General features: G+C 37.1%; 18 protein-coding genes. 4 read left to right on the top strand and 14 right to left on the bottom strand.

Translation table 11 applies throughout. From position 1 onward, the window contains the following. Positions 1–17 precede the first annotated feature (17 nt). The 3 genes from potG to eco form a co-directional block, all read right to left on the bottom strand. Positions 18–1,154: a putrescine ABC transporter ATP-binding subunit PotG gene (potG, locus tag J3U37_RS04205; protein ID WP_220219393.1), complete on the bottom strand. Its 1,137-nt coding sequence runs from the start codon at positions 1,152–1,154 to the stop codon at positions 18–20. A gap of 105 nt (positions 1,155–1,259) precedes the next feature. Beyond that, positions 1,260–2,369 (bottom strand): extracellular solute-binding protein, encoded by a 1,110-nt coding sequence (locus J3U37_RS04200; RefSeq protein WP_220219392.1) that lies wholly within the window; start codon positions 2,367–2,369, stop codon positions 1,260–1,262. Between the two features lie 310 nt (positions 2,370–2,679). Then, positions 2,680–3,174 (bottom strand): serine protease inhibitor ecotin, encoded by a 495-nt coding sequence (gene eco / locus J3U37_RS04195; protein ID WP_220219391.1) that lies wholly within the window; start codon positions 3,172–3,174, stop codon positions 2,680–2,682. Between the two features lie 112 nt (positions 3,175–3,286). Here eco and ydiK point away from each other — a divergent pair, with 112 nt between their 5' ends. Beyond that, on the top strand, positions 3,287–4,339 hold the full coding sequence (gene ydiK, locus J3U37_RS04190) for an AI-2E family transporter YdiK (protein ID WP_220219390.1): 1,053 nt from the start codon (positions 3,287–3,289) through the stop codon (positions 4,337–4,339). 128 nt (positions 4,340–4,467) lie between these two features. Next, the gene (gene pssA / locus J3U37_RS04185) at positions 4,468–5,823 is read left to right on the top strand and encodes a CDP-diacylglycerol--serine O-phosphatidyltransferase (protein ID WP_267373445.1); all 1,356 of its coding nucleotides are present in this window, start codon (positions 4,468–4,470) and stop codon (positions 5,821–5,823) included. Between the two features lie 1,083 nt (positions 5,824–6,906). Here the strand turns inward: pssA and J3U37_RS04180 are convergent. From J3U37_RS04180 to J3U37_RS04130, 11 genes are all read right to left on the bottom strand, one after another. After that, positions 6,907–7,881 (bottom strand): sugar-binding transcriptional regulator, encoded by a 975-nt coding sequence (locus tag J3U37_RS04180; protein WP_220219388.1) that lies wholly within the window; start codon positions 7,879–7,881, stop codon positions 6,907–6,909. Between the two features lie 21 nt (positions 7,882–7,902). After that, positions 7,903–8,682, bottom strand: a complete 780-nt coding sequence (locus tag J3U37_RS04175) for a triose-phosphate isomerase (protein ID WP_267373444.1) — start codon at positions 8,680–8,682, stop codon at positions 7,903–7,905. A gap of 226 nt (positions 8,683–8,908) precedes the next feature. After that, complete coding sequence (locus J3U37_RS04170) at positions 8,909–10,024, bottom strand: glycerol dehydrogenase (RefSeq protein WP_366915701.1); 1,116 nt, start codon at positions 10,022–10,024, stop codon at positions 8,909–8,911. Positions 10,025–10,094: 70 nt separating this feature from the next. Further along, positions 10,095–10,757: a dihydroxyacetone kinase subunit DhaL gene (gene dhaL, locus J3U37_RS04165; protein WP_267373442.1), complete on the bottom strand. Its 663-nt coding sequence runs from the start codon at positions 10,755–10,757 to the stop codon at positions 10,095–10,097. A gap of 15 nt (positions 10,758–10,772) precedes the next feature. Then, a complete protein-coding gene (locus J3U37_RS04160; protein WP_220219384.1) occupies positions 10,773–11,774 on the bottom strand; it encodes a dihydroxyacetone kinase subunit DhaK in 1,002 nt (333 codons plus the stop codon). Between the two features lie 36 nt (positions 11,775–11,810). Next, on the bottom strand, positions 11,811–12,158 hold the full coding sequence (locus J3U37_RS04155) for a Lin0368 family putative glycerol transporter subunit (protein WP_220219383.1): 348 nt from the start codon (positions 12,156–12,158) through the stop codon (positions 11,811–11,813). A 25-nt stretch (positions 12,159–12,183) separates the two neighbouring features. After that, complete coding sequence (locus tag J3U37_RS04150) at positions 12,184–12,657, bottom strand: Lin0368 family putative glycerol transporter subunit (RefSeq protein ID WP_220219382.1); 474 nt, start codon at positions 12,655–12,657, stop codon at positions 12,184–12,186. Positions 12,658–12,672: 15 nt separating this feature from the next. Continuing rightward, positions 12,673–13,056 (bottom strand): dihydroxyacetone kinase phosphoryl donor subunit DhaM, encoded by a 384-nt coding sequence (gene dhaM, locus J3U37_RS04145; protein WP_220219381.1) that lies wholly within the window; start codon positions 13,054–13,056, stop codon positions 12,673–12,675. A gap of 658 nt (positions 13,057–13,714) precedes the next feature. After that, a complete protein-coding gene (locus tag J3U37_RS04140; protein ID WP_267373441.1) occupies positions 13,715–15,262 on the bottom strand; it encodes a hypothetical protein in 1,548 nt (515 codons plus the stop codon). A gap of 581 nt (positions 15,263–15,843) precedes the next feature. Continuing rightward, on the bottom strand, positions 15,844–17,379 hold the full coding sequence (locus tag J3U37_RS04135) for a hypothetical protein (RefSeq protein ID WP_324170087.1): 1,536 nt from the start codon (positions 17,377–17,379) through the stop codon (positions 15,844–15,846). A gap of 721 nt (positions 17,380–18,100) precedes the next feature. Continuing rightward, entirely contained in the window at positions 18,101–20,077 is a 1,977-nt protein-coding gene (locus J3U37_RS04130; protein WP_267373439.1) for a TonB-dependent receptor domain-containing protein, read from the bottom strand. Between the two features lie 169 nt (positions 20,078–20,246). Between J3U37_RS04130 and J3U37_RS04125 the strand changes: the two genes are divergently transcribed. After that, positions 20,247–21,173, top strand: coding sequence for a siderophore ABC transporter substrate-binding protein (locus J3U37_RS04125; RefSeq protein ID WP_267373438.1), 927 nt, complete (start codon positions 20,247–20,249; stop codon positions 21,171–21,173). 334 nt (positions 21,174–21,507) lie between these two features. Further along, on the top strand, positions 21,508–22,824 hold the full coding sequence (gene rimO / locus J3U37_RS04120; RefSeq protein WP_267335806.1) for a 30S ribosomal protein S12 methylthiotransferase RimO: 1,317 nt from the start codon (positions 21,508–21,510) through the stop codon (positions 22,822–22,824). Positions 22,825–22,826: the final 2 nt, after the last annotated feature.

The following is a 22,826-nucleotide window of genomic DNA, read 5'->3' as shown; positions in this document are numbered from 1 at the left end:
ACTTTATCCTCTTTTGTCTATTCGGTAAGCACAACACAACTATCAACTTCCCAACTTAGGTTGATCACATCCCCCCAAGTTGGCATGCCTTTACGATAGCGATGCTCATTTTGTAACTGTGCAATGATAATTTGTCCGCTGCCCAGTTTAACGTGATAAATCGACAAATCACCAAGATAAGCAATTTCCACCACTTCACCGGTCGCAACGTTATACCCTTCTTCTGGTATTTCATCACATAATTTAATTTTTTCCGGACGTAAGGCAACTTGAATTGGCACACCTTCAACGGCTGGCGAATCATAATCAACTTTGATTGGATGCTTGATCATCGGACAATTGATAATTAATCCGTCTTCTAAGGTTTCTTGCAAAATACCGTCAAAAACATTAACTGAGCCGATAAATTCAGCACTATAACGGCAATTTGGATGCTCATAAATCTCTTCTGGTTCACCAATTTGGACAAATTGTCCTTTGTTCATAATCGCAATTCGCCCTGCCATTGTCATGGCTTCTTCCTGATCATGGGTCACCATAACGCAAGTGGCACCCACTTGCTCTAAAATGCTGACCACTTCCAGTTGCATACGATCACGTAGCTGTTTATCCAGCGCTCCCATTGGCTCATCTAATAATAGGAGTTTCGGCCGTTTAGCTAAACTACGTGCTAAGGCAACACGTTGGCGTTGACCGCCGGATAATTGGTGTGGCTTGCGTCGGCCAAACTGTTCCATATGAACTAGCGCGAGCATCTCTTCAACACGATGTTTGATCTCTTTCGGATCTAACTTGTCTTGCTTTAAACCAAAAGCAATATTTTGCTCAACCGTCATGTGAGGAAATAGAGCATACGATTGAAACATCATATTAATTGGTCGGTTATAAGGTGGCACTTGTGATAAATCTTTACCATCAAGAATAATTTGTCCCGAAGTTGGCTGCTCAAAACCAGCAAGCATACGTAATAACGTAGACTTACCACTACCCGATGCACCCAATAATGCGAAAATCTCACCTTTATAAATGGTTAGATTCACATCATCAACCGCATAATAATCATCATTAAAAACTTTGGTTAAATTTTTGATCTCCAATAATGGAGTTATCATCTTTTTTTTAGGCTGTACCTGATTTGTTGTTTTATCGTTCACTCTTTTTTCCTCTTAACAACAAGCCAAAAAAAACGAGACGGAAAGACTCAACAATCTCTCCGTCTAGAATATATCGTGTAAATAACGCAATTTTTCAATTGACGTTTATCTACCAGTTTTGAGTTTTGTCCACGTACGTGTGATCACACGTTCAAGCTTAGGTTCTTTAACTGTTAAAGTAAATAGTTTTTCCATAACTTCCGGTTTCGGATAAACAGCAGGATCGTTTTTCACTTCCGGTTTAACAAACTGATCATTTGCTACCTTGTTTGCACTAGCAAAATTAACATCGTTAGTGACTTGTGCAGCAATTTCAGGTTTCATAACAAAGTTTAAGAACTCGTGAGCTTCTTCTACGTTAGCGGCATCTTTTGGAATGGCAAAGGTATCAAAAAAGACTAATGCCCCTTCTTTAGGAATTTGATAACCAATATGCACACCGTTTTTAGCTTCGTTAGCTCTATCACGTGATTGTAAAATATCGCCAGACCAACCTAAAATGACACAGATATCACCATTTGCAAGATCGGTAATATATTGTGAAGAGTGGAAATAACGAATATTAGGTCTAACTTTCTCTAACAACTCGTAAGCGGCACCTGTATAATCTTTCGCATCGGTACTATTTGGGTCTTTACCTAAATATTGCAACGCACTGGCAAAGATTTCGGTCGGCGCATCTAAAAATGCCACACCACAATCTTTAAGTTTTTCCATATTTTCAGGTTTAAAGACTAAGTCCCAGCTGTCGACCGGTGCATTATCACCTAAACGCTCTTTAACTTTATCAATATTATAACCAATACCGGTTGTCATCCATACATACGGAATAGCATAAGTGTTATCCGGATCGTGATTTGCCATTAATTTCATTAGATTTGGATCAAGATTTTTCCAATTCGGTAATTTACTTTTATCTAATGGTAAATAGATACCAGATTTGATTTGTCTTGCTAAAAAACTATCTGACGGAGAGACCACATCAAACCCAGAATGACCAGCCATAAGCTTGCCTTCAAGCGCTTCATTGGAATCATACACATCATAAACAAGTTTAATACCGGTGGATTTTTCAAAATCAGCAATAGTTTGATTACCAATTTGACCCGCCCAGTTATAAAAATGCACGACACGATCTTTAGCGATAGCAGATTGAGATAATGCTAGTGAAACACCAGCGATGATTGAAAGAATTGTTTTACGTTGAGTAAACATGCTCACCACTTCTCCTCTAGTTAGGGATATTACATGTTAGACACAAGCCCGTTGTTAACTGACAACGAACCCCCAAATTTTACCATAACCTATTTCTAAATCGTATGGCGAAACCGAGGTAATCAGGTAATCACAAGTCATTAATAATAATGAACAAGTAGAGCTAACCTTGCATTACGAGGGATAAAATACCTTTTTTTTGCCAGATGTCTACATAAAATATCAAATATCTTGAGAATCTGGGCTGAATGATTACATTTTAACCGATCAGCCCAATTTTAGCAGTCTCTTAACAAATAATTTAACGTAATTATTCAGCGGAAGCCTGCAAAGGTTTGCTAGTTGGCTGCCAAACACGGTATTTGACAGTGAGATCACTTGGAACATAAAAAACAATTGGTAAACGGCTGTTATAACCTAACAAACCAATATTGTGATACATAGTGACAAATTGATTATGGTTAGCGCTTTGCGGGCAAGCCATTAAAGTTGAAATGCCGTCATTGACTTTATCAACAACATAATAAGAATAACCCCAGCCTTTGAGCTCTTCTTGCTTAACCGTGCCGGTTAAACTGCGTGAATTACAATCGACACTCATCTCTTTGCCGATCATAACTTCAACTTGTGCACTGTTTTCATCAGCAAGGCTTGGTAAACGAATAACATAACGAGTATAGCCCGTTTTAGCCTCTGGATAAGGCGCAATTTCATTGATATTTTGTACTGCTTGGGGGACGTTTGGTGATTTTGCACAAGCAGATAATGCAACACCCATTAACATTAATAACATTAATTTTTTCATATTATGCCTCCAACAAAAAATTGAATGTATTGACCATTAACACCTTATCATATGCTTTTTAAAGCATAAAGCGTATAATAACACTATCTTACTCAAATAACATGGTACAAAAATGCCAGCTGAAAAAAATACTTATGATCTATTAAAGTTAATTCTTAACTTACTGCTAATTGGATTATTAATTATTGTGACTTATCGGGTCATTGAGCCTTTCTTATTTGGTTTCTTTTGGGCGGTAATGGTTGTCATTGCAACTTGGCCATTAATGATAAAAATACAACAAAAATTGTTTAACAAACGTTGGCTGTCAATTTTAGTTATGGCATTGATATTAGCATTTGTTTGCGTCATTCCGTTTATTTTAATCATTAGTAGCATTGCTCAAAACGGGCATCATATGATTGAATGGGCAAGAACGTTACCCTACAAAGAGTTACCCACATTTGACTGGTTAGAAAACATACCGACGTTTGGTACTGAATTGCATCAAAAATGGTTAGAGCTTAGAAAGACCGACGGCTCAGAATTAATCTCAGATATTCAACCCTACATTGGCACCGTCATTGGTTGGCTGTTAGAACAAGCAACCAATATTAGCGTCTTTATTTTTCATGCCGGGGTGATGATTATTTTTAGCCTTTTACTTTACCTTAAAGGCGAAAGTACCACAAAATATGTCTACCTGTTTGCCAATCGTTTATCTAAACAATACGGAAAAACAACGGTCACCTTAGCGGGTCAATCCATTCGAGCAGTAGCCTTGGGCGTTGTGGTCACCGCTATCACGCTGGCGTTAATTGGTGGCTTAAGCTTTATTGTAACTAAAATGCCATTACCGGGTATTTTAACCTTAATTTTATTTATCTGTTGTGTGGCTCAAATTGGACCTGTCGTTGTCATGCTAGGCTGTATTATTTGGCAATTTTGGGATGGACACACCGTTTACGCTATCGTGCTTATTGTGGTGGCTATCATTTTAACCACCCTTGATAGTGTGATGCGAGCTTATCTAATTAAAAAAGGGGCTGATCTGCCTTTCTTACTGATTTTATTTGGTGTGATTGGTGGTCTACTTGGTTTTGGTATTATGGGACTGTTTATTGGTCCAGTAGTACTTGCGTTAACTTATAAAATTATTCAAACATGGGTTGATGAACAATCTTAAATGATCTGTTTATCAATAAACAATAATGATTAGTGATTTAAACCTTATCCCACATAAAAAGGAGTGTTATTTTCTGATGTAAATTGTGTTATTCTACAATCTATACCAGTTATAATGATATATGAATCATGCGAATACCATTTATAAGATATAATCATCGAAAGCATCTTGATGAATTAGCCAAACTTTCTCAAAATGCTGAACAATATCAGATATTATATGATCCACAAAGTTATCGGTCTGCGTTACTTGAACATATTCAAAAAGCCCAATATCGAATCTATATTGTGGCACTTTATCTTGAACAAGATGAAGCAGGTAAAGAGATCCTTGCCGCCCTTTATCAAGCTAAAAAACTCAACCCTAGTCTGGATATCAAAGTCTTTGTCGATTGGCATCGGGCGCAGCGTGGTCGATTTGGCGAAGATAAATCAAACACCAATGCACGCTACTATTATCAGATGAAAAAGCAACATCCAGATATTGATATTCCGGTCTATGGCGTGCCAATTAATCGACGGGAAGTGCTCGGTGTTTTACATCTAAAAGGATCAATCATTGACGACACGGTCATTTATAGCGGTGCCAGTATTAATAATGTCTATCTACATAAGCTCGATAAATACCGTTATGATCGATATCACTTTATTACCAATAAAGCGTTAGCCGATAGTATGATCAAGTACATTGATGACAACTTTTTACCGTTTGAAGGTTTGCAACGATTAGATATTGAAAATCATAAAACCCGTAAGCAACTGAAATCGGCAATTAAATCGTTACGCCAGCACCTTTCCGGAGCCAATTATCAATATTCCGGCAATGCTGACAACAAATCATTATCAGTTGCGCCTATTGCAGGGTTGGGACGCAATAATGCGTTAAATAAAATTATTCATCATCTGGTTAATATTACTCAGAAGAAAATTATATTTTGCACCCCGTACTTTAATCTACCGAATATTTTAGTACGCGACATTATTCGTTTACTACGTAAAGGTCGAAAAGTTGAGATTATTATTGGTGATAAAGTAGCAAATGACTTTTATATACCGGAAGATCAACCATTTAACATTTCCGGCGGGCTTCCTTATTTATATGAAATTAATTTAAGACGCTTTATCGAACGTCTGCAATCGTATGTTGATAAAGAGCAATTGATTATTCGTTTATGGAAAGATCAAGATCAAACCTATCACTTAAAAGGGGTTTGGGTCGATAATGACTGGATGCTGGTAACCGGTAATAACCTTAATCCTAGAGCTTGGCGTTTAGATCTTGAAAACGGCATTTTAATTCACGATCCAAAACACCAGCTAAAACATCAACTACAACAAGAACTTGATACTATTCGTGAAAAAACCACATTGGTTACGCATTTCCAACAAATTCAAGCTAGCCAATTTTACCCTAAGCAGGTACACAAGCTGATTAAAAGACTTAGTCGTATTCGGGTTGATAGAATTATCAAGCGCTTACTGTAGCCAATAAAATTGCTGATTTTGATTTATCAAATTAAGTTATGTTTGATAACAATTATCCAAACCAGCAATAGTATACCAACCATGCCCCGGTAGCCAATCCTAACTGGGGCATAAATTTTCAAACATATTTATGCTATTTCAATACGCTCATCTCTCAATAAAAGATAAATTATCTTGTCAAGAACTTTCAGAAAATACCTACGTTTTAGTATAAAACTATTAACATTGATTTTAGAAAGAGATCAAAGGCTATATCGGATTATGAAAACTTGCAAAGAAAAGTTTTATCAAATCATCCAAAGATTAACAACTATGGGCTAGTCATCAGCAAAAGTTAAAAAACCCTTGTCAAGAACTTTCAGAAAACACCTATGTTTAAGTAAAAAACATAAATATCGATTTAGAAACAGATCAAAGGCTTTGTCGGCTTAGAAAAATCTATAAAGCTAAGCTTTATCAAATCATCCAAAGATTAACAACTAAGGGCTAGTCATCAGCAAAAGTTAAAAAAACCTTGTCAAGAACTTTCAGAAAATACCTATGTTTTAGTATAAAACTACTAACATTGATTTTAGACAGAAATCAAAGGATATAACTGCTAAAAAACCTTACAAAGCTAAGCTTTATCAAATCATCCAAAGATTAACGACTAAGGCTAGTCATCAGCAGAAGTTAAAAACCCTTGTCAAAAACTTTCAGAAAATACCTGTGTTTTAGTAAAAAACATAAATATCGATTTAGAAAGAGATCAAAGGCTTTGTCGGCTTATAGAAATCTACAAAGCAAAGCTTTGTCAAATCATCCACAGAATAACGACTAGGAACTAGTCATCAGCAAAAGTTAAAAACCCTTGCCAAGAACTTTCAGAAAATACCCATGTTTAAGTAAAAAACATAAATATCGATTTAGAAACAGATCAAAGGCTTTGTCGGCTTAGAAAAATCTATAAAGCTAAGCTTTGTCAAATCATCCAAAGAATAACGACTAGGAACTAGTCATCAGCAGAAGTTAAAACGCTTGCCAAGAACTTTCAGAAAATACCTATGTTTTAGTAAAAAAACTATCGATTTCTTATTCACTTTCTTATTTATTGGTATTTTGTTGCAGGCTTAAAACCATTCTGGCATTTGATGCGCTGGTTGCAATAATATCGATAACACCGGAGCGAAGCGCCCCTAGAATGGCGGTGGCTTTGGTATTTTCTGAGGCGATAGCAATCACACACGGTATATTGCGTAGCTCTTCGATACTTAAGCCAATAACGCGATCATTCATCACTGTATCGACCGGATTACCTTGAATATCGAAAAAGCCATAACCGGCAATATCACCAATCACCCCTTGATTTAACGTGGCGTAGGTGATCTCTTGTGGGGTAAACCAACCGAGTTGAACCATATAACAATTTTCGTTCATATCACCCAGACCAACCAAAGCAATATCGGCTTTAGAGGCTCTTTCTAAGGTATCTTTGATCACTCGATTTTGCATAAATGCACGTTTTAACTCACGGTTTTCAACATAAGCTGGCGCATATAATGTTTCGCTGGTGGCGTTAAATTTTCTGGCAAGGCTTCGACTAATATGGTCAGCATCGATAATTTCGCCAACTCGTTGTGTACCGCCAATTCCACAAATAAATTTACACTGTTTTTCGGGAAATACGCCAATATGGCTGGCAATGGCAGCCACATTGCGGCCCTGTCCCACGGCAACGGTCATGCCATTTTTTAAGGTGCTTGATAGGTAATTAGAAACTAGCGCAGCAACTTGCCGGCGTTGTTCATCTTCATCTTGATGATCTAAAGCAATCAGTGCCCGTTTGATACCAAAATTATTAACAAATTGCTGTTCTATCCGTGAGCTAAAGACAGGATGATATTTAACATTGATTTCAACAATCCCTTCAGCTCTCGCTTTTTTTAATAAACGACCAACTTTAATCCGTGATATACCAAATCGCTTTGCAATCTCCTCTTGAGTCTGTTCATACTCATAGTAGGCAACTGCGATTTCGGTAAGTAGTTCTGACTCTTGTTTATCATTGAATATATCCATTGGTGCGCCTTGTGTTTTATCTTAGCTTTGCTGATTAATAGCGGATAATATATTACAAAAACCTTTAGCTTGCCATGCACTGCGTCCAATAAATAAGCCATCGATGTTCGGTTGCGCAATCAATAAGGTTGAATTTTCAAGGTTTACGCTGCCTCCATACAATAAAATTATTTTATTCGCTATCTCGGTGCCATACATTTCAGTTAGTGCAAGTCTAAGTCGATGATGAATAGATTCTGCTTCTTCCGGTGTAGCCGGAACGCCATGTTCACCAATTGCCCAAATAGGCTCATAGGCAATGATAACTTGTTCAACTTGCGTTTTATCGACGCCATACAGGGCAATTTTCATCTGTTTAACCACGGCTTCATGCGACACGCCCCACGCTTTTTCTTGAGCACTATCACCAATGCATACTAAAGGGGTTAGCTGGTGCTTTAATGCCGCATGTACCTTTTTATTGACAGTCATATCGGTTTCGCCAAAAAATTCCCGTCGCTCTGAATGCCCCATTTCCACCAGTTTAGCGCCGGTATCTTTTGCCATAATCGGCGAAATTTCACCGGTAAAAGCGCCTGAATCTTCAAAATGCATATTTTGTACGCCGGTTAAACAGTTCAGATTATGGCGCTGTATATAGTCAGATACTTCACGAACGCAGGTAAAAGGCGGAATAACAAAAGGTTGGATTTGTTTTTTTAAATTTTCCGGATAGAAGGTTCTTAACTGTTCACAATACAATAGCGCATCAGCTAATGTTTTATTCATTTTCCAGCTAGTGCCAATATAGATTTTTTTCATGATTCATCCTGTAATTAAAAATAGTTAGGCGGTAAATGGCAACGCTCAATTTTAATCAGAAACAACAAGCTTATACATAAGCGAAAACAGACTATTCAGTTTGGTATCTATTGCTTAATAACTTATGTGATTAGATCAATACTTAGCGTTATTAAAAATGACGTTTAAAAATTAAAAAAACACTTCATACAAGTAACAATACCGGTATGAAGTGCGAAATGAATGACTAGTTAAGACCTAACCGTTTTTTGTAATTTTTAACGTGATAATCTGTTGCTTTGATCGCTTGAATCACATCATCAGCCGTCACCTCAAAAGGCATGCTATGAATAGTTTCAACCGGATCTACCGCTTTTTTACCGATAAGTTCAAACTCTTCATCGGTAATTTTATCTAAATGAACTTCCTCGAGCGTAATTGGTAAACCGAGTTTAAGATAGAGGTCGATATAACGCTCCAATTCAGCAATCGGTCGCCCTTCTAAAACCAATTGAGCTATTGTGCCATACGCCACTTTTTCACCGTGGGTTAAATGATGCACATCACCCGGTACCGCAGTAAAGCCGTTATGAATTGCATGAGCGGCGCCTAATCCACCATTTTCAAAGCCAAGGCCACTTAATAACGTATTGGCTTCAACCACGGCTTCTAGAGCTGGGGTAACCAATTTCTTTTCATTCGCTTCTACCGCTAAAAGCGCATATTCAAAGATGGTTTTTTCACACTCTCTGGCAATAGCTTCACCGGCTATGGTTGCAATGCCGCCAGCATCAGTTTTATGACAGCTACGAATTGAAGTTCGTGCTTCAACCCATGTGGCTAAACCGTCAGCAATCCCCGATTTTAATGAGCGAACTGGCGCATTAGCAATCACACGAGTATCAACCAATACCAAATCCGGATTTTTATAATGGTGCCATAGAAAATCAAACACGCCGTCTTCGGTATAGACCACTGACACTTTAGCCGTTGGCGCATCGGTCGAGGCGGTGGTTGGTACGCACACTTTTGGAATGTTATATTTTGCGGCTAAGGCTTTTGCAGTATCTAACGTTTTACCGCCACCGACACCAATAATGGCATCAAATTTTTTATCTTTATACTCATCGAGCAGTCGATTGATTTCAACCATAGAGCACTCACCATTAAACACAGCTTTGGTAATGTCTAATCCTGAGTTGGTTAATGAATCTGCCAGTTGATTTGCCGCTATATTCCAGATGTTTTGATCGGCAAGAATTAAAAAATGCGTTCCAAAAGGTTTAATATACACATCTGCTCGTGTAAGTAAATCTTTACCCTGTACATATCTGTTAGGACTAACAAAAACCTTATCCATAATTACTACCTCTTTTTATGACTTTTTACTCACATTTCATCATCCAAAAATCGAATGATGATTAATACATTGCTTAGGCATTTTGTTGATTTTCTAGTTTTAATTGCTCCAAAAATTGATTTATGATCATCCACGATGATTCAGAACCGGCATCACGATGACCGATCGCCCTTTCACCTAGTCGCATTGAACGCCCTTTTTTAGCTATCAATGCAATGGTATTATCTGACCCTTTTTTCATTTCATCTACGCAGGTTTGTAGTGTCTTTACCGGATCGTCCCTTTCCTGATAATTTTTTAATACATCTAACCCGGGGATCAGGGCATCGACCATGGTTTTATCACCTACTTCGGCTTTGCCTCGAAACTGCACCGCTTCAACGCCGTCTTGATACATTTGACAAAATTCTTTAAAGGTGACCTCTTGTTTTCCAACGGTATGAGTCGCCATTTTCATAAAGAAACTGCCGTATAAAGGCCCTGATGCACCGCCAACTTTACTTAACAAAATCATGCCGACCTTTTTCATCAATTCAGCAATATCCGCCGTTGTTTCAGACAGTGTCGGTAACTGTTTTTCGACCTCCCGAAAACCAATGGTTAAATTAATACCATGATCACCATCACCGATATCGGAATCCAATTTACTGAGATGATCACGATTTTGTTCAGCCATTTCGGCAAGTTTTTTAAATGTTTCGATAAAATAGGACTTAGTTAGCATCAGCGCGCTCATTTCTACTCTCCTTGGTTATTTATAGGCAACTTTGAAATACGGGGTGTCACATGGATGATCTAATAACTGTTTAAGTTCATCATCGAGTTTAATGACAGATATAGACATCCCCACCATATCCATGGAAGTGACATAATTGCCAACCAATGGGTTGTAAATTTTAATGCCCTTTTGCGCCAATAGCAGATGAGCTTTACGATAACAGACATACTGATCCATTAAAGCTAATCCCCCTAGCCCATTAATGAGTAATTGGACTTCATCACCTGATTTGAGTTGGGAATCTTGTAAGATATGATCAATGAGTTGACTAACAACATAATCGGCTTTTTCAAGTTTTGTTCTTTCAATACCCGGCTCACCATGAATGCCCATACCAACTTCCATATCGCCGTCTTGCATTTCAAAAATCGGCTCGCCAGTTACTGGGAGTGTTGATGATGAAAGTGCTACACCAATTGAATAAGTATTGGCATTTGCTTTTTGGGTTAATGCTTTAACTTTGTCGAGATCATATCCTTTAGCTGCGGCGCTACCGGCAACTTTAAAGACAAAAACGTTACCTGCCACACCACGACGATCGGGTATGTTTTTAGAAGAATAGATATCATCGGTTGTGGTGACTGTTTCAACACGAATACCGTCTTGAGCAGCGAGTTCAGCGCCCATATCAAAATTCATTACATCACCGGCATAATTGCCGTAAACAAACAAGCAACCTTTACCGGCATCAACCGCTTTAACCGCTTCATAGCAATATTCTGGCGAAGGTGAAGTATTGACATTGCCCACTGCTGCTGCATCAGCAAAATCTTTACCGACATAACCTAAAAAAGCCGGTTCATGACCTGATCCGCCGCCGATGATAATTCTGACTCTTGGTTCAGCGCTTATCTTTTTACTGACAATAACCCGATCACAGTCATCTTTAAGCTTGACATAATCACTGTGCGCTAAACAGTAGCCTTCTAACATCTCTTCAACGACATCATAGCCATCATTAATTAATCTTCTCATTACACTACCTCTACCTTTTTACTTTTAACCTAACACTTAACCTACCAGGAAAAGTGATAACACATATCCACCGACAATACCTGCACTCACAGCAGCGACGATATTTTTAACTGATTTACGTTTGCTTCCACCTGTTAACGCCGAGGCAACCCAAACACCGACACCTGCCGCAAGTCCCTGATCGACCCAAACTGATCCACTTTGGGTAATCATCGGCGTTGCAATACCATGATTAATGCACCAAACTGTGCCAACAATAAAGGCTGCGGCCATCCAACCACCAATTGGACCCCAATTATCAACCATTCGCCCCCACGCCATTCGGATGACGAAAGGAAAAATAAATCCCCCAATTAATGTTGCAATCGCTAATTTTATTGACATGATTCACTACTCCTTATTCGGTAACTTATCTCTTCTTTTGAAAAACTTTGATTTGTTTATTGCGCAAAATCTTCTCTTTTGCCTCTTTCAATTTTTCAAAATCAGTGCGGCGTAAGCCTGGCTCTCTTGGATTTTCATTAGTAAACTCTTTCTTCTTCGCCATGTCTTTTTCAATATAGGCTGCGGTAATTCCCCCTAAGGTTGCGCCGCAAGTCACCAGAATGATTGTTGGCATTGAAGATACAAACGCCTCTCCACCTTGAATAAAGGTATCTCGCATAATCCCGCATACGGCAATCGCAAGCCCCATATCAACAAAGGCGGCATCATCTTCGTTGCCGGTTAAATTAATGTAGTGATTCATATACCACATAGGTCCAATGATGATGACTGCCGCTAAAAATCCACCAAAAATCCCGTAAGTCCCTAATTGAGACCATACCGACATAACGATCATTCCAGCAATACAATAACCAACAAAACTACGAAAAAATTTCATCGCTATGCTCTCTTCTTAAATATTTTGTAATTCAGCTAAAATACCTTCTACATCGTCATCTACCATGGCTTGTATAGACGCAACAAACGCCCCTTCTACCAAAGGCGCATCGACTAAAGTCACTTTACTTTTGAGCTCTTCATCTTCGATTAGGTCAATAGCGGTTTCAGTACTTAATATCGCACTGCCAATATCAGCAAAAATTAGGATGTTTTTGTGATTTTTAGATTGTTCAATAATGTTGTAAATCGCAACTGCATCGGTTCCCAAACGCCCGTCATCAGTTCCGCCTGCGGAATGAATTTCTACATCTCCGGTTGAATCAACCATCTCTTCTATCATCTCCTTTAAACCATCGGTAATTTTTCTACTATGCGATACTAAAACGATACTAACCATGAATCCTCCGAACAAATGTTTACCTAATAATCTTTTGTTCAATTATATCGAATAAAGTTTTGGCGAAAATGGTTTTATAATAAATTTGTGACTAAGATCTAAATATTTATTCATTTTGTTTTTCAGATGAAAATCACGGTGAAAATGCCAATAGTCAAAATTTCACTATTGTTATTGTGATCTTTTAACAAAATGAACGCTTTTTAGAATGTCATACAAATGTTCATAGCATTGACTTAATAACAACAAAAATCGCCCTAATGGATTGGGTCATGTTAAAAAACAAAGTGATAGACACTTGTTTATCGTTAATCGACAAAGCAATGCACTGATTTTTGAGAAATGAAAACAACCCATCAAAATATGAACAGATCGCTTTTTCTTTGAGTTTTTAGCGAATATCGCCAAATAGATACGTCTTTAATAATCAGTAAAAAGAATGTAGGTTGAAAGCGTTTTAAGCCGATAAGACCACTCATTTAAACTGTTTATTAATTTCATTGATGATTTTGCAATGTTTTGGTTGCTATCAGAAAATCATATTGCTTAACGGTTTTTGATTTGAAAGGGGGTTGCTGAAATATTTAAATAAAACCAACGCTATTAAAATAACGTTGGTTTGGGATGAATTATTATTGAACGATGAATGGTTTAATTTTTACCAAACTTCTTTACACACCTCATGTACCGTAGAAAAAGGAACTGCTGTCCACTTGTTACCTACAACTTTATGCACGCCACTGTTTAACATAAATACCACATGATGCGTATTGCCATTATCAGTGGTATCGGACACCCATGCATGTCGTTGCGATGTACCATTGACTAATCCTGAAGTGAGGAAATCGGATTTAGGATAATATTCTTTTACCACTTGCCCCCATTCGCCATTTAATCCCCCGTCAAATTTTCTGGTCATGGCAACGCCGTGACCGAGATTCCCACTGTCAGCTGTTGGGTCTAATGCTTGCGGGGTATTATTCCAATCGGCGATAGTTAACTGATTTTGAATGCCACCACATAGATCTTCAGAATACTCATTGGTTTCTCTTACATATTTTGCCCAGAATTTAAGATCCGTCCAAAATACGATTCTATCTTCTATACCCTTACTGTCTTTTGGCCAAATAAAAACTTGAAATGTTTTTCTTTGTGGCTTCGCGTTAAAGGTGACTACACCAAGTTCATTGACAGATATATTATCATCATCGGTTGAAAACAGATAATCTTGCTGATCGTTACTCAGCCAAAGTTGAAATGTTGCACCTTTGAAAGCAGTTTTAGGAAATTTATTATTATAACCATTATTATTTAAGAAAAATCCTAATTCCGGATGCCACTGAGATTGTATATATCCACCACCGTGTTTTGTATTTGGCGTTGCACTGATATGATCACTATTCCAGCCATAACCATAAGGCATATCACCGTCATATTGAATCCATGACCAATTTTTGCTACTCATCATTGGGTTAGGTCGGGCGTAGCAAATTTGATTAATGGATGATTTAAAGATATATTCTTGCTTAACATCAGCATAATCAATATTCGATTCAAAAGGCAAGCCGTATTGGGTTGCCGCTTTTATATTTTTGATTGAAAGCACTAATTTATAAGGCGCACGGCAAGGTTCCATTGTGTTATTTAATTCATTTTCCGGCACCTGCTTATACCGACTATCACCCATGCCGTTTCCACCCGGAAGGCTGTAATACCAAGTGGCAGACAATACCCCCTCCGGTATCCCCTCATCACCGTCTTCATCGAAAATCGTCATGCCTAAATTTTCTGCAATATCGGATAATTTAACTTCTTGACCATTGGCTTCAATGATAAGTTTATTATCTTCGTTTGAATCTTGCTTAGCTGGCAAAACCCATTTGATATCGTTATAAGTGGTTGACGGGCTGATCTTAAAATCTTGAATATTGCTTTGACTATCTCGTAACTGCCCGTTCGGCATACTTACAATACTGAGTTTTTCGGTGAAAGCCGATGAATCAACTATCTCACCATTGATTGAGATACTCGGGGAATGACCATGAATTTTTTCGATCGTTGAAATCGAAAATACGGCATTGGCGCAATTGACATAAACTAAAACAAAAACAACAGGCAAATAATTAAACAAATTTACTAATTTATTGTTTTTTAACACCAGCAATAAACTAATACCTCTCTTAATTAAAATTGATATCCAGCTCAATTTGGCTCTCCTTATAAGTCCATTTTTTATAACAAATTATTTTCATAATAATTTAAATGCCTTTTGGGATATTTTTGTTTTATAGTTACATTAGCTAAGCTAGTAATTATTTGCACTAATTGATTAAATAAATATCACTTCTCTAACATTAAATATCTAACTTGATATCTAAGACATTTTGCGAATTATCGTTCTAATTTTTTAAGCAATCAATATGGTGATTATGGCGATTGATCATCAAATATACAGGATGATATTTAGACGATTAAAAAAAATAGACCGGCTTTTTTTAGAAATTTATAAATTTTTGATAAATATTATTGATTAATATCATTTTAATTAATTTTTTCCAAATAAAATCAATCGTTAAACCGATAGATTTTTTTATTAAAGAAAACTTAAATAGTTTTTACCTATTAATTCGATACACAGAATAAATGAACATTTATTTGTTTAATCATTTCATTGTTTTAAAATGCAGATAAATTAACTAACTTATTGAAATATTAATAATATCTAATACAGTTTAGTCACACCAACGCTATCGAAATAACGTTGGTGAGATAGGAATGATTTTATAGTTACCAACCCTCTTTACACACTTCGTATACCATAGCAAAAGGAACGGCTGTCCATTGTGTGCCTTGGACTTTATTTACACCACCATTTAACATAGTGACTACGTTATGTATAGAGCCATTCTCATTGGTATCTGATACCCATGCATGTCGTTGCTCTGTACCATTAACGAATCCTGAAGTTGGAAAATCAGAATTAGGATAATATTCTTTTATAAGTTGACCCCATTCGCTATTTAATCCACCATACGTTTTTCTTGTCATGGTCACGTTAGTCGCCATAACATTGTTATCAGTTGCTGGATCTAATGCTTGCGGGGTATTATTCCAATCAGCGATGGTTAACTGATTTTGAATGCCACCACACAGATTTTCAGAATACTCATTGGTTTGTCTTACATATTTTGCCCAGAAGTCAAATGCTGACCAAAATAAAACTCTATCTTCCAGACCTTTAGCATCTTTTGGCCAGGCAAAAATTTGAAATGCCGCTCTTTTTGGCTTTGCGTTAAAAGTTACAATGCCAAGTTCATCTATCGATATATTTTCATCATCGGTTGACCACAAATAATCTTGCTGATCATTACTCATCCAAAGTTGGAAAGTTGCACCTTTAAATATGGTTCTAGGAAATCTATTGTTGTAATTATCTTCCAGTAAAAATCCTAATTCTGGATCCCATTCTGATTTTAAATATCCGCCGCCGTGTTTTGGATCTGGCGTTGAACTTATATTACGACTATTCCAGCCATAACCATATGGTTCATCGCCGTTATATTGCGTCCATGACCATCTATTGCTATTCATCATTGGGTTAGTTCGGGCGTAACAAATCTTATTAACCTTTGATTTAAAGACATATTCTTGTATTACATCCGCATAGTCAATTTCAGATTCTGACGGCAAGCCATATTCGGTTTGGGCTTTAATATTTTTGATTGATAGCACTAATTTATAAGGCGCACGGCAAGGTTCCATTTTGCTGTTTAACTCACTTTCAGGCACCGGTTTATATTGAGCCTCACCTTTTCCTTTTCCACCCGGAAAGCTGTAATACCAAGTAGCAGATAATACCCCTTGTGGTACCCCTACATCTCCGTCTTCATCGAAAATACCGACCCCTAAATTTGCTGCAATATCGGATAATTTCACTTCCTGACCGTTGGCTTCAATGATAATTTTATTATCTTCATTTGAATCTTGCTTAGCGGGTAAAACCCATTTGATATCGTTATAAGTGGTTGACGGGTCGACTTTAAAATCTAGAATGTCGCTTTGGCGATCACGTAACTTACCGTCTGGCATGCTTACCACAGTTAATTTATCGGAAAATCCGGATGAATCAACTAACTCATCATTAATGGCAATAGCAGGGTAATGCCCATGAATTCTTTCGAGCGTTGAAATCGATAAAACGGCATTGGCGCTATTGATATGACCTAAAACAATTAATGCAGTCAAACAATGAATTTTTGTGTTAAATTTATTGTCAAAAGATTGAGATAAGAAGCCTAACCCTCTTTTAACAATTGGTGACATCCAGTTCAAGTTTGCTCTCCTTATAATTATAATTTTCTAAAACAAATAATACTGATAGTGTTGTTATGTCCTTCAGATATTTTTCACAATTCAGCTTACTAAACTGGTTAACAACTAAACTCAAAATGGTTAAGTAAAACTCACTGATTTAAATTAAGTTTTTAACATCATATCAATAGACACTGAGCACATTATTGATCGGATTAATCGATCAATCAATGTGCTATTAATGGTGATTGACTATCAAATGTACAGATCAGTTTTTCAACAGCACAAAAATAAAAATTAATTTGATTAATTTTTTTTCAGAATAAAAATTCATATCTTTATGATTTGTCATTACTTTATCTTTATTTTTCAAGAAAATTGCCTTAATGCCTAACTAAAATATTTTCCAAAATAAAATTGCTTATTCATGTTATCTATTGAATTAATAGCCAAAAAAATAGGCTTATTTGACTATTATCCGGCAAAATTTAGGGAAAAAATCGAAGATAGCGAGCAGAAGTTTTTTCAAAAAAAGTGGATTATTGGTCAAAATTGCCAAGCTAGCAATTATTCCATTGCTATCCCAATCTCTTAAACTTAATCAGGGCAAATTTAGAAAGTTTTGCTTGTCGAAAAGATAACTAATTGAGGTTGATTAAACGCTTTGTTAATCGTCATTGAGGCGAGATTTCATCAAGTAGTTAAAAAAGATAACTACTTGATGAAAAACTATTTAGAAGTTAATTTCAGCGCCGACAAAATAGCGTCGACCTTCTAATGTTTTACCATAATCTTGATTGCTGACATCTTTATCAAACAGATTATAAACGCCGGCAAACACTTTAGTACTTTTATGCACTTTATAAGCCGCGCCAATATCCCAGAAAGTGTATCCCGGGTATTCAATCTTCTTACCGGTACGGTTAGTGGTGCTTTCTACACCATAGTATGCCATTTTAGCCCATAAATCCCATTGATCTGTGACGTTCCAGTCAAGTTGAGTATTGAACTTTTGTTTAGGCGTACGATTTAATGGTTTACCTTTATTTTTACCGGTCTTTTGTTCGGTCTTCGTCCATGAATAGTTCGAACTTAATAAGAAGTTGCCAAATAATGGTGTTTTAAAGGTCAATTCCAATCCTTTAAGATCGGCTTTATCAACGTTTTCACGCCCTTGAACAAAATCAAATTTTTCTCGATAGCCATTGATTTGACATTTACGCGATCCTGCTTCACCACGGCAAATATAATAGGATTGAATTTTATCTTTATATTTAGTGTAGAACGCTGTTGCCGACGCATCCACACCATAATCATTGGTATAACCTAAGCCAATTTCGAAATTTTGGGTTTTCTCAGGTCTCAAATCCGGGTTACCCATAATCATTCCTTTATTACCGGTACCGGAACCGCCAGTCACTTGTCCCCAATCAGCAACAACTTGACGCAATTGTGGGGCGGCAAATCCTGTTGAATAACCGCCTTTTAAAGTGAAGTTATCATCAATATTCCAAACACTATAAATACGTGGATTCCAGTTACTGCCATAATTCTCATCTTTATTAAAACGTAATCCAAAGGTGAAACTTAAATTATCTAAAACCCGCACCTCATCTTCGGCAAATAAAGCGTAGTTCCAACGGTCAATTTTAGTTAATCGAGTATTTAATTGGTTACCTTTATCATGCAACTCTTGATAGTTATACTTTCCACCAACAGTTAACATATTAATTGAAAACGGAATTGTTATTCGTGTATCGGCATCGGTATTTCGAATCTTCATTTTTCTTTCAGGATTATTGTTGCCTTCATAAGCCACAAAGCTTGTGGTCGAGATATCGCCAAACATGCCGTTATGTGTTAAAGCAAAGCTACTTCGATGATTATCACGTGGGAAGTCGCCTCGATTAGTTGGGCGAGTTTTTCCGGCACTGGCTTTACTTTTTTGTAAAGAACGACCAAAATCCAAATCAAACCTTTGGGTATCGCTGGCATTTAACGATAGCTTACCATTCAAACTTTGTAACTGTTGCTGTGCATGGCCATTGAGAAATTTATCTTCATGCCGTTTCGAATATTGGCCGTAAAGTTGAATACCTAAGATATCTTCAATAATGGGTCCCATTGTTGAAAAACTGGTTACATAAGTATTTTTTTCGCTTGAACGATACGGTATAACAGACTCAAAACGTAATCCGGCATGCCATTCATCCGAGACTTTTTTGGTGATAATGTTAATTACCCCACCCATCGCATCAGATCCATATAATGAAGACATTGGACCCCGAACCACTTCGATGCGATCAATAGCGGTTAACGGCGGCAACCAACCTTGCTCAAAACCCGAATTATCGCTATTTGGTCTGGTCTCACGAGTACTGATTTTTTTACCGTCAACGAGAATCATTGTATATTTTGAATCCATACCACGAATACTGATATCGGTAGAATCACCACCACCAGTAATTGTAACGCCGGGAATATCTTTCAAGGCATCTGTTACATCTCGATAAGGTTTGTTGCTGATCTCTTCTGGTGTAATAACCGATATCGTGGCTGGCGCTTCCTTGACTTGTTGAGCAAATCCCGAAGCTGTAACGACCATAGTTTCAGTTTCAGAATTGGTGTCGGCCATAGCAGCACTTGACAATAATAAAAGGCTAGTGTTAATGACGTGAGTCGCTAACTTCAATTTTCGCTTTATCTCCATTTTTTATAACCCCATTATTTATAATGATATTTTAGACTTCCCCTCAGGTAACACTACAGTAAATGAGAATAATTATCAATATCTTTAATAAAAATTATTTATTAGTAGACAAAGAGCAATTTTTTAAATAATAATGGTTATCATTTTTATTTGCAGAAAGGAAATTATCATGAACAGAAATAAAAAACTACTTTTAAGCACGCTAGCTGCTGTGATTTTAGGTCTTACAGGTTGCCAATCAACCTCAAAAATGAATGTGGTAGTCGATAATAATAGTATTGAAGTGCCTAAATCACCTAAAAAAGTGGTGGTTATGAATTATGGTGCTCTTGATACTTTAGATGCATTAGGTAAAGGCTCAATAGTTACCGCTGTACCACAATCGGTGATCCCTTCTTATCTACAAAAATATAATAATAGTGGTATTGCTGATACCGGCAATATGAAAGAACCCAATATTGACGCAATAAAAAATCTTAAACCCGATTTAATTATCATTGACGGTCGACAAGCCAGTAAAGATGCCCAATTAAGACAAATTGCCCCTGTTCTGAATTTAAGTGTTAATGCCAAAAATTACTATGATTCAACCCGAAATCATATCTATGCGTTAGCCTCTATCACCGGTACAGAAAGTAAAGGTAAAGCGATCATCGAGTCGCTGGATGTTAAACTTCAACAAGCGCAAGCAATCAGTCATAATAGCCATAAAAAGGCCATTGTTGCTATCCATAATGACGGAAAAGTAATTCTTATTAATAACAGTTCAAGCGCAGCCCTTATTCATGATGTGTTAAACGTTAAACGTGCTGTTCCTGTGGAAAGTAACAAAATCACACAAATTGGCGAAAAACCTAAACCAGTATTTATTGATAATAACTATATAAAATCGGTTAAACCTGACATTATTTACGTTGTCGATCGCAGTAAAGCAATTGGTAATACAGCGATGAAAGAGAACTTTTTCGATTCAAAAGTGCTGAAAAATAGTAAAACACAAGTTGTTTATTTAACACCTGATCTTTGGTACCTATCCGGTGGCGGTGCAGAAAGTTTAGAGCGCCAAATTGACGAAGTTATCAATGGGCTAAAATAAATCTTATCTAAAAGCATGATGATTGCAGTTTGTATCTTATCCTAACTCCACCTGCCCTCACGTACGTGAGGGCCTTGTTATTATCCTCAAACAAGATTGACTGATTAAAAACATCTATATTGGTGATTGATTGTTATTTGCTTGCACAATATAACAATCAAATCAACTGAAAATTCTTAACAAATGAAAGCAAATCAAAAATCGCTGTTTCAACAAAATTCAAATGTGATAAAATGCCGTCGTTTTTTTAATAATCAACATTAAGCAGTAAAAGTTTATTAATTCTCAACTTTATACCCCTTAAATATTTAACACTATTATAAATACTATGAATATGTCATCCCCTACTATTGGATTTGTGAGCCTTGGTTGTCCTAAAAATTTAGTTGACTCAGAGCGAATTTTAACCGAATTGCGCACGCAAGGTTATCGTGTGGTACCCAGTTACGATAATGCCGATCTTGTGATCGTCAATACCTGTGGCTTTATCGATAGCGCTGTACAAGAATCGTTAGAAGCGATCGGCGAAGCATTAAATGAAAATGGTAAAGTCATTGTGACCGGCTGTCTTGGCGCGAAAGAAGATCAAATACGTAATGTTCATCCGAAAGTGTTGGAAATATCTGGTCCGCACAGCTATGAAGCGGTACTGACTCATGTCAATAAATATGCACCAAAACCGGCTTATAATCCGTTTACCAGCTTAGTGCCGGAGCAAGGTGTTAAATTGACACCAAAACATTATGCCTATTTAAAAATATCTGAAGGCTGTAATCATAGCTGCACCTTTTGTATTATTCCTTCATTGCGGGGCGAAATGGTCAGTAGACCAATTGGAAATGTGCTTGATGAGGCAAAAAGATTAGCTGAAAGCGGCGTAAAAGAGTTATTGGTTATTGCTCAAGATACTTCAGCTTATGGAGTTGATATTAAAAATCGCACCAATTTTTGGAACGGCATGCCTTTGAAAACCGATATCCAAACTTTGTGTGAGCAGTTAGCTACGTTAGGCATTTGGGTGAGACTGCATTACATGTATCCTTACCCTAGCGTCGATAATTTAATCCCGTTAATGGCTGAAGGCAAAATCTTACCTTATTTAGATGTGCCACTGCAACATGCCAGCCCAACCGTTTTAAAATCGATGAAACGACCGGGAACCATTGACCGAACGCTTGAACGAATACATAAATGGCGAGATATTTGCCCCGATATAACATTACGTTCAACTTTTATTGTCGGTTATCCGGGTGAAACCGAGCAAGACTTTGAGTTACTGCTCGACTTTTTAACTAAAGCCGAACTTGATCGAGTGGGTTGCTTTCCTTATAGTCCGGTTGAAGGGGCACAAGCCAATGCGCTCGCAAATCAGATTCCGGAAGCGATCAAACAAGAGCGTTTTCATCGCTTTATGCAATTACAACAAACAATCTCAAGCAAAAAACTTCGTAATAAAGTTGGTCAAACATTATCAGTTATCATTGATGAAGTGGATGCCGAAGGTGCCATTGGTCGCAGTATGGCAGATGCACCCGAAATTGACGGTGTTGTTTATCTTAATGATGAAAATAGTGTTAAAGTGGGCGATATTGTTCAAGTTGAAATTGAACACTCTGATGAATATGATCTATGGGGAACTGTTAAACAGTAAAC

The organism is Gilliamella sp. B3172, from assembly GCF_026536465.1.
GTDB lineage: Bacteria > Pseudomonadota > Gammaproteobacteria > Enterobacterales > Orbaceae > Gilliamella.
The sequence above is the reverse complement of the archived record's forward strand: the minus strand, read 5'-3'. Positions and strand labels throughout refer to the sequence as shown.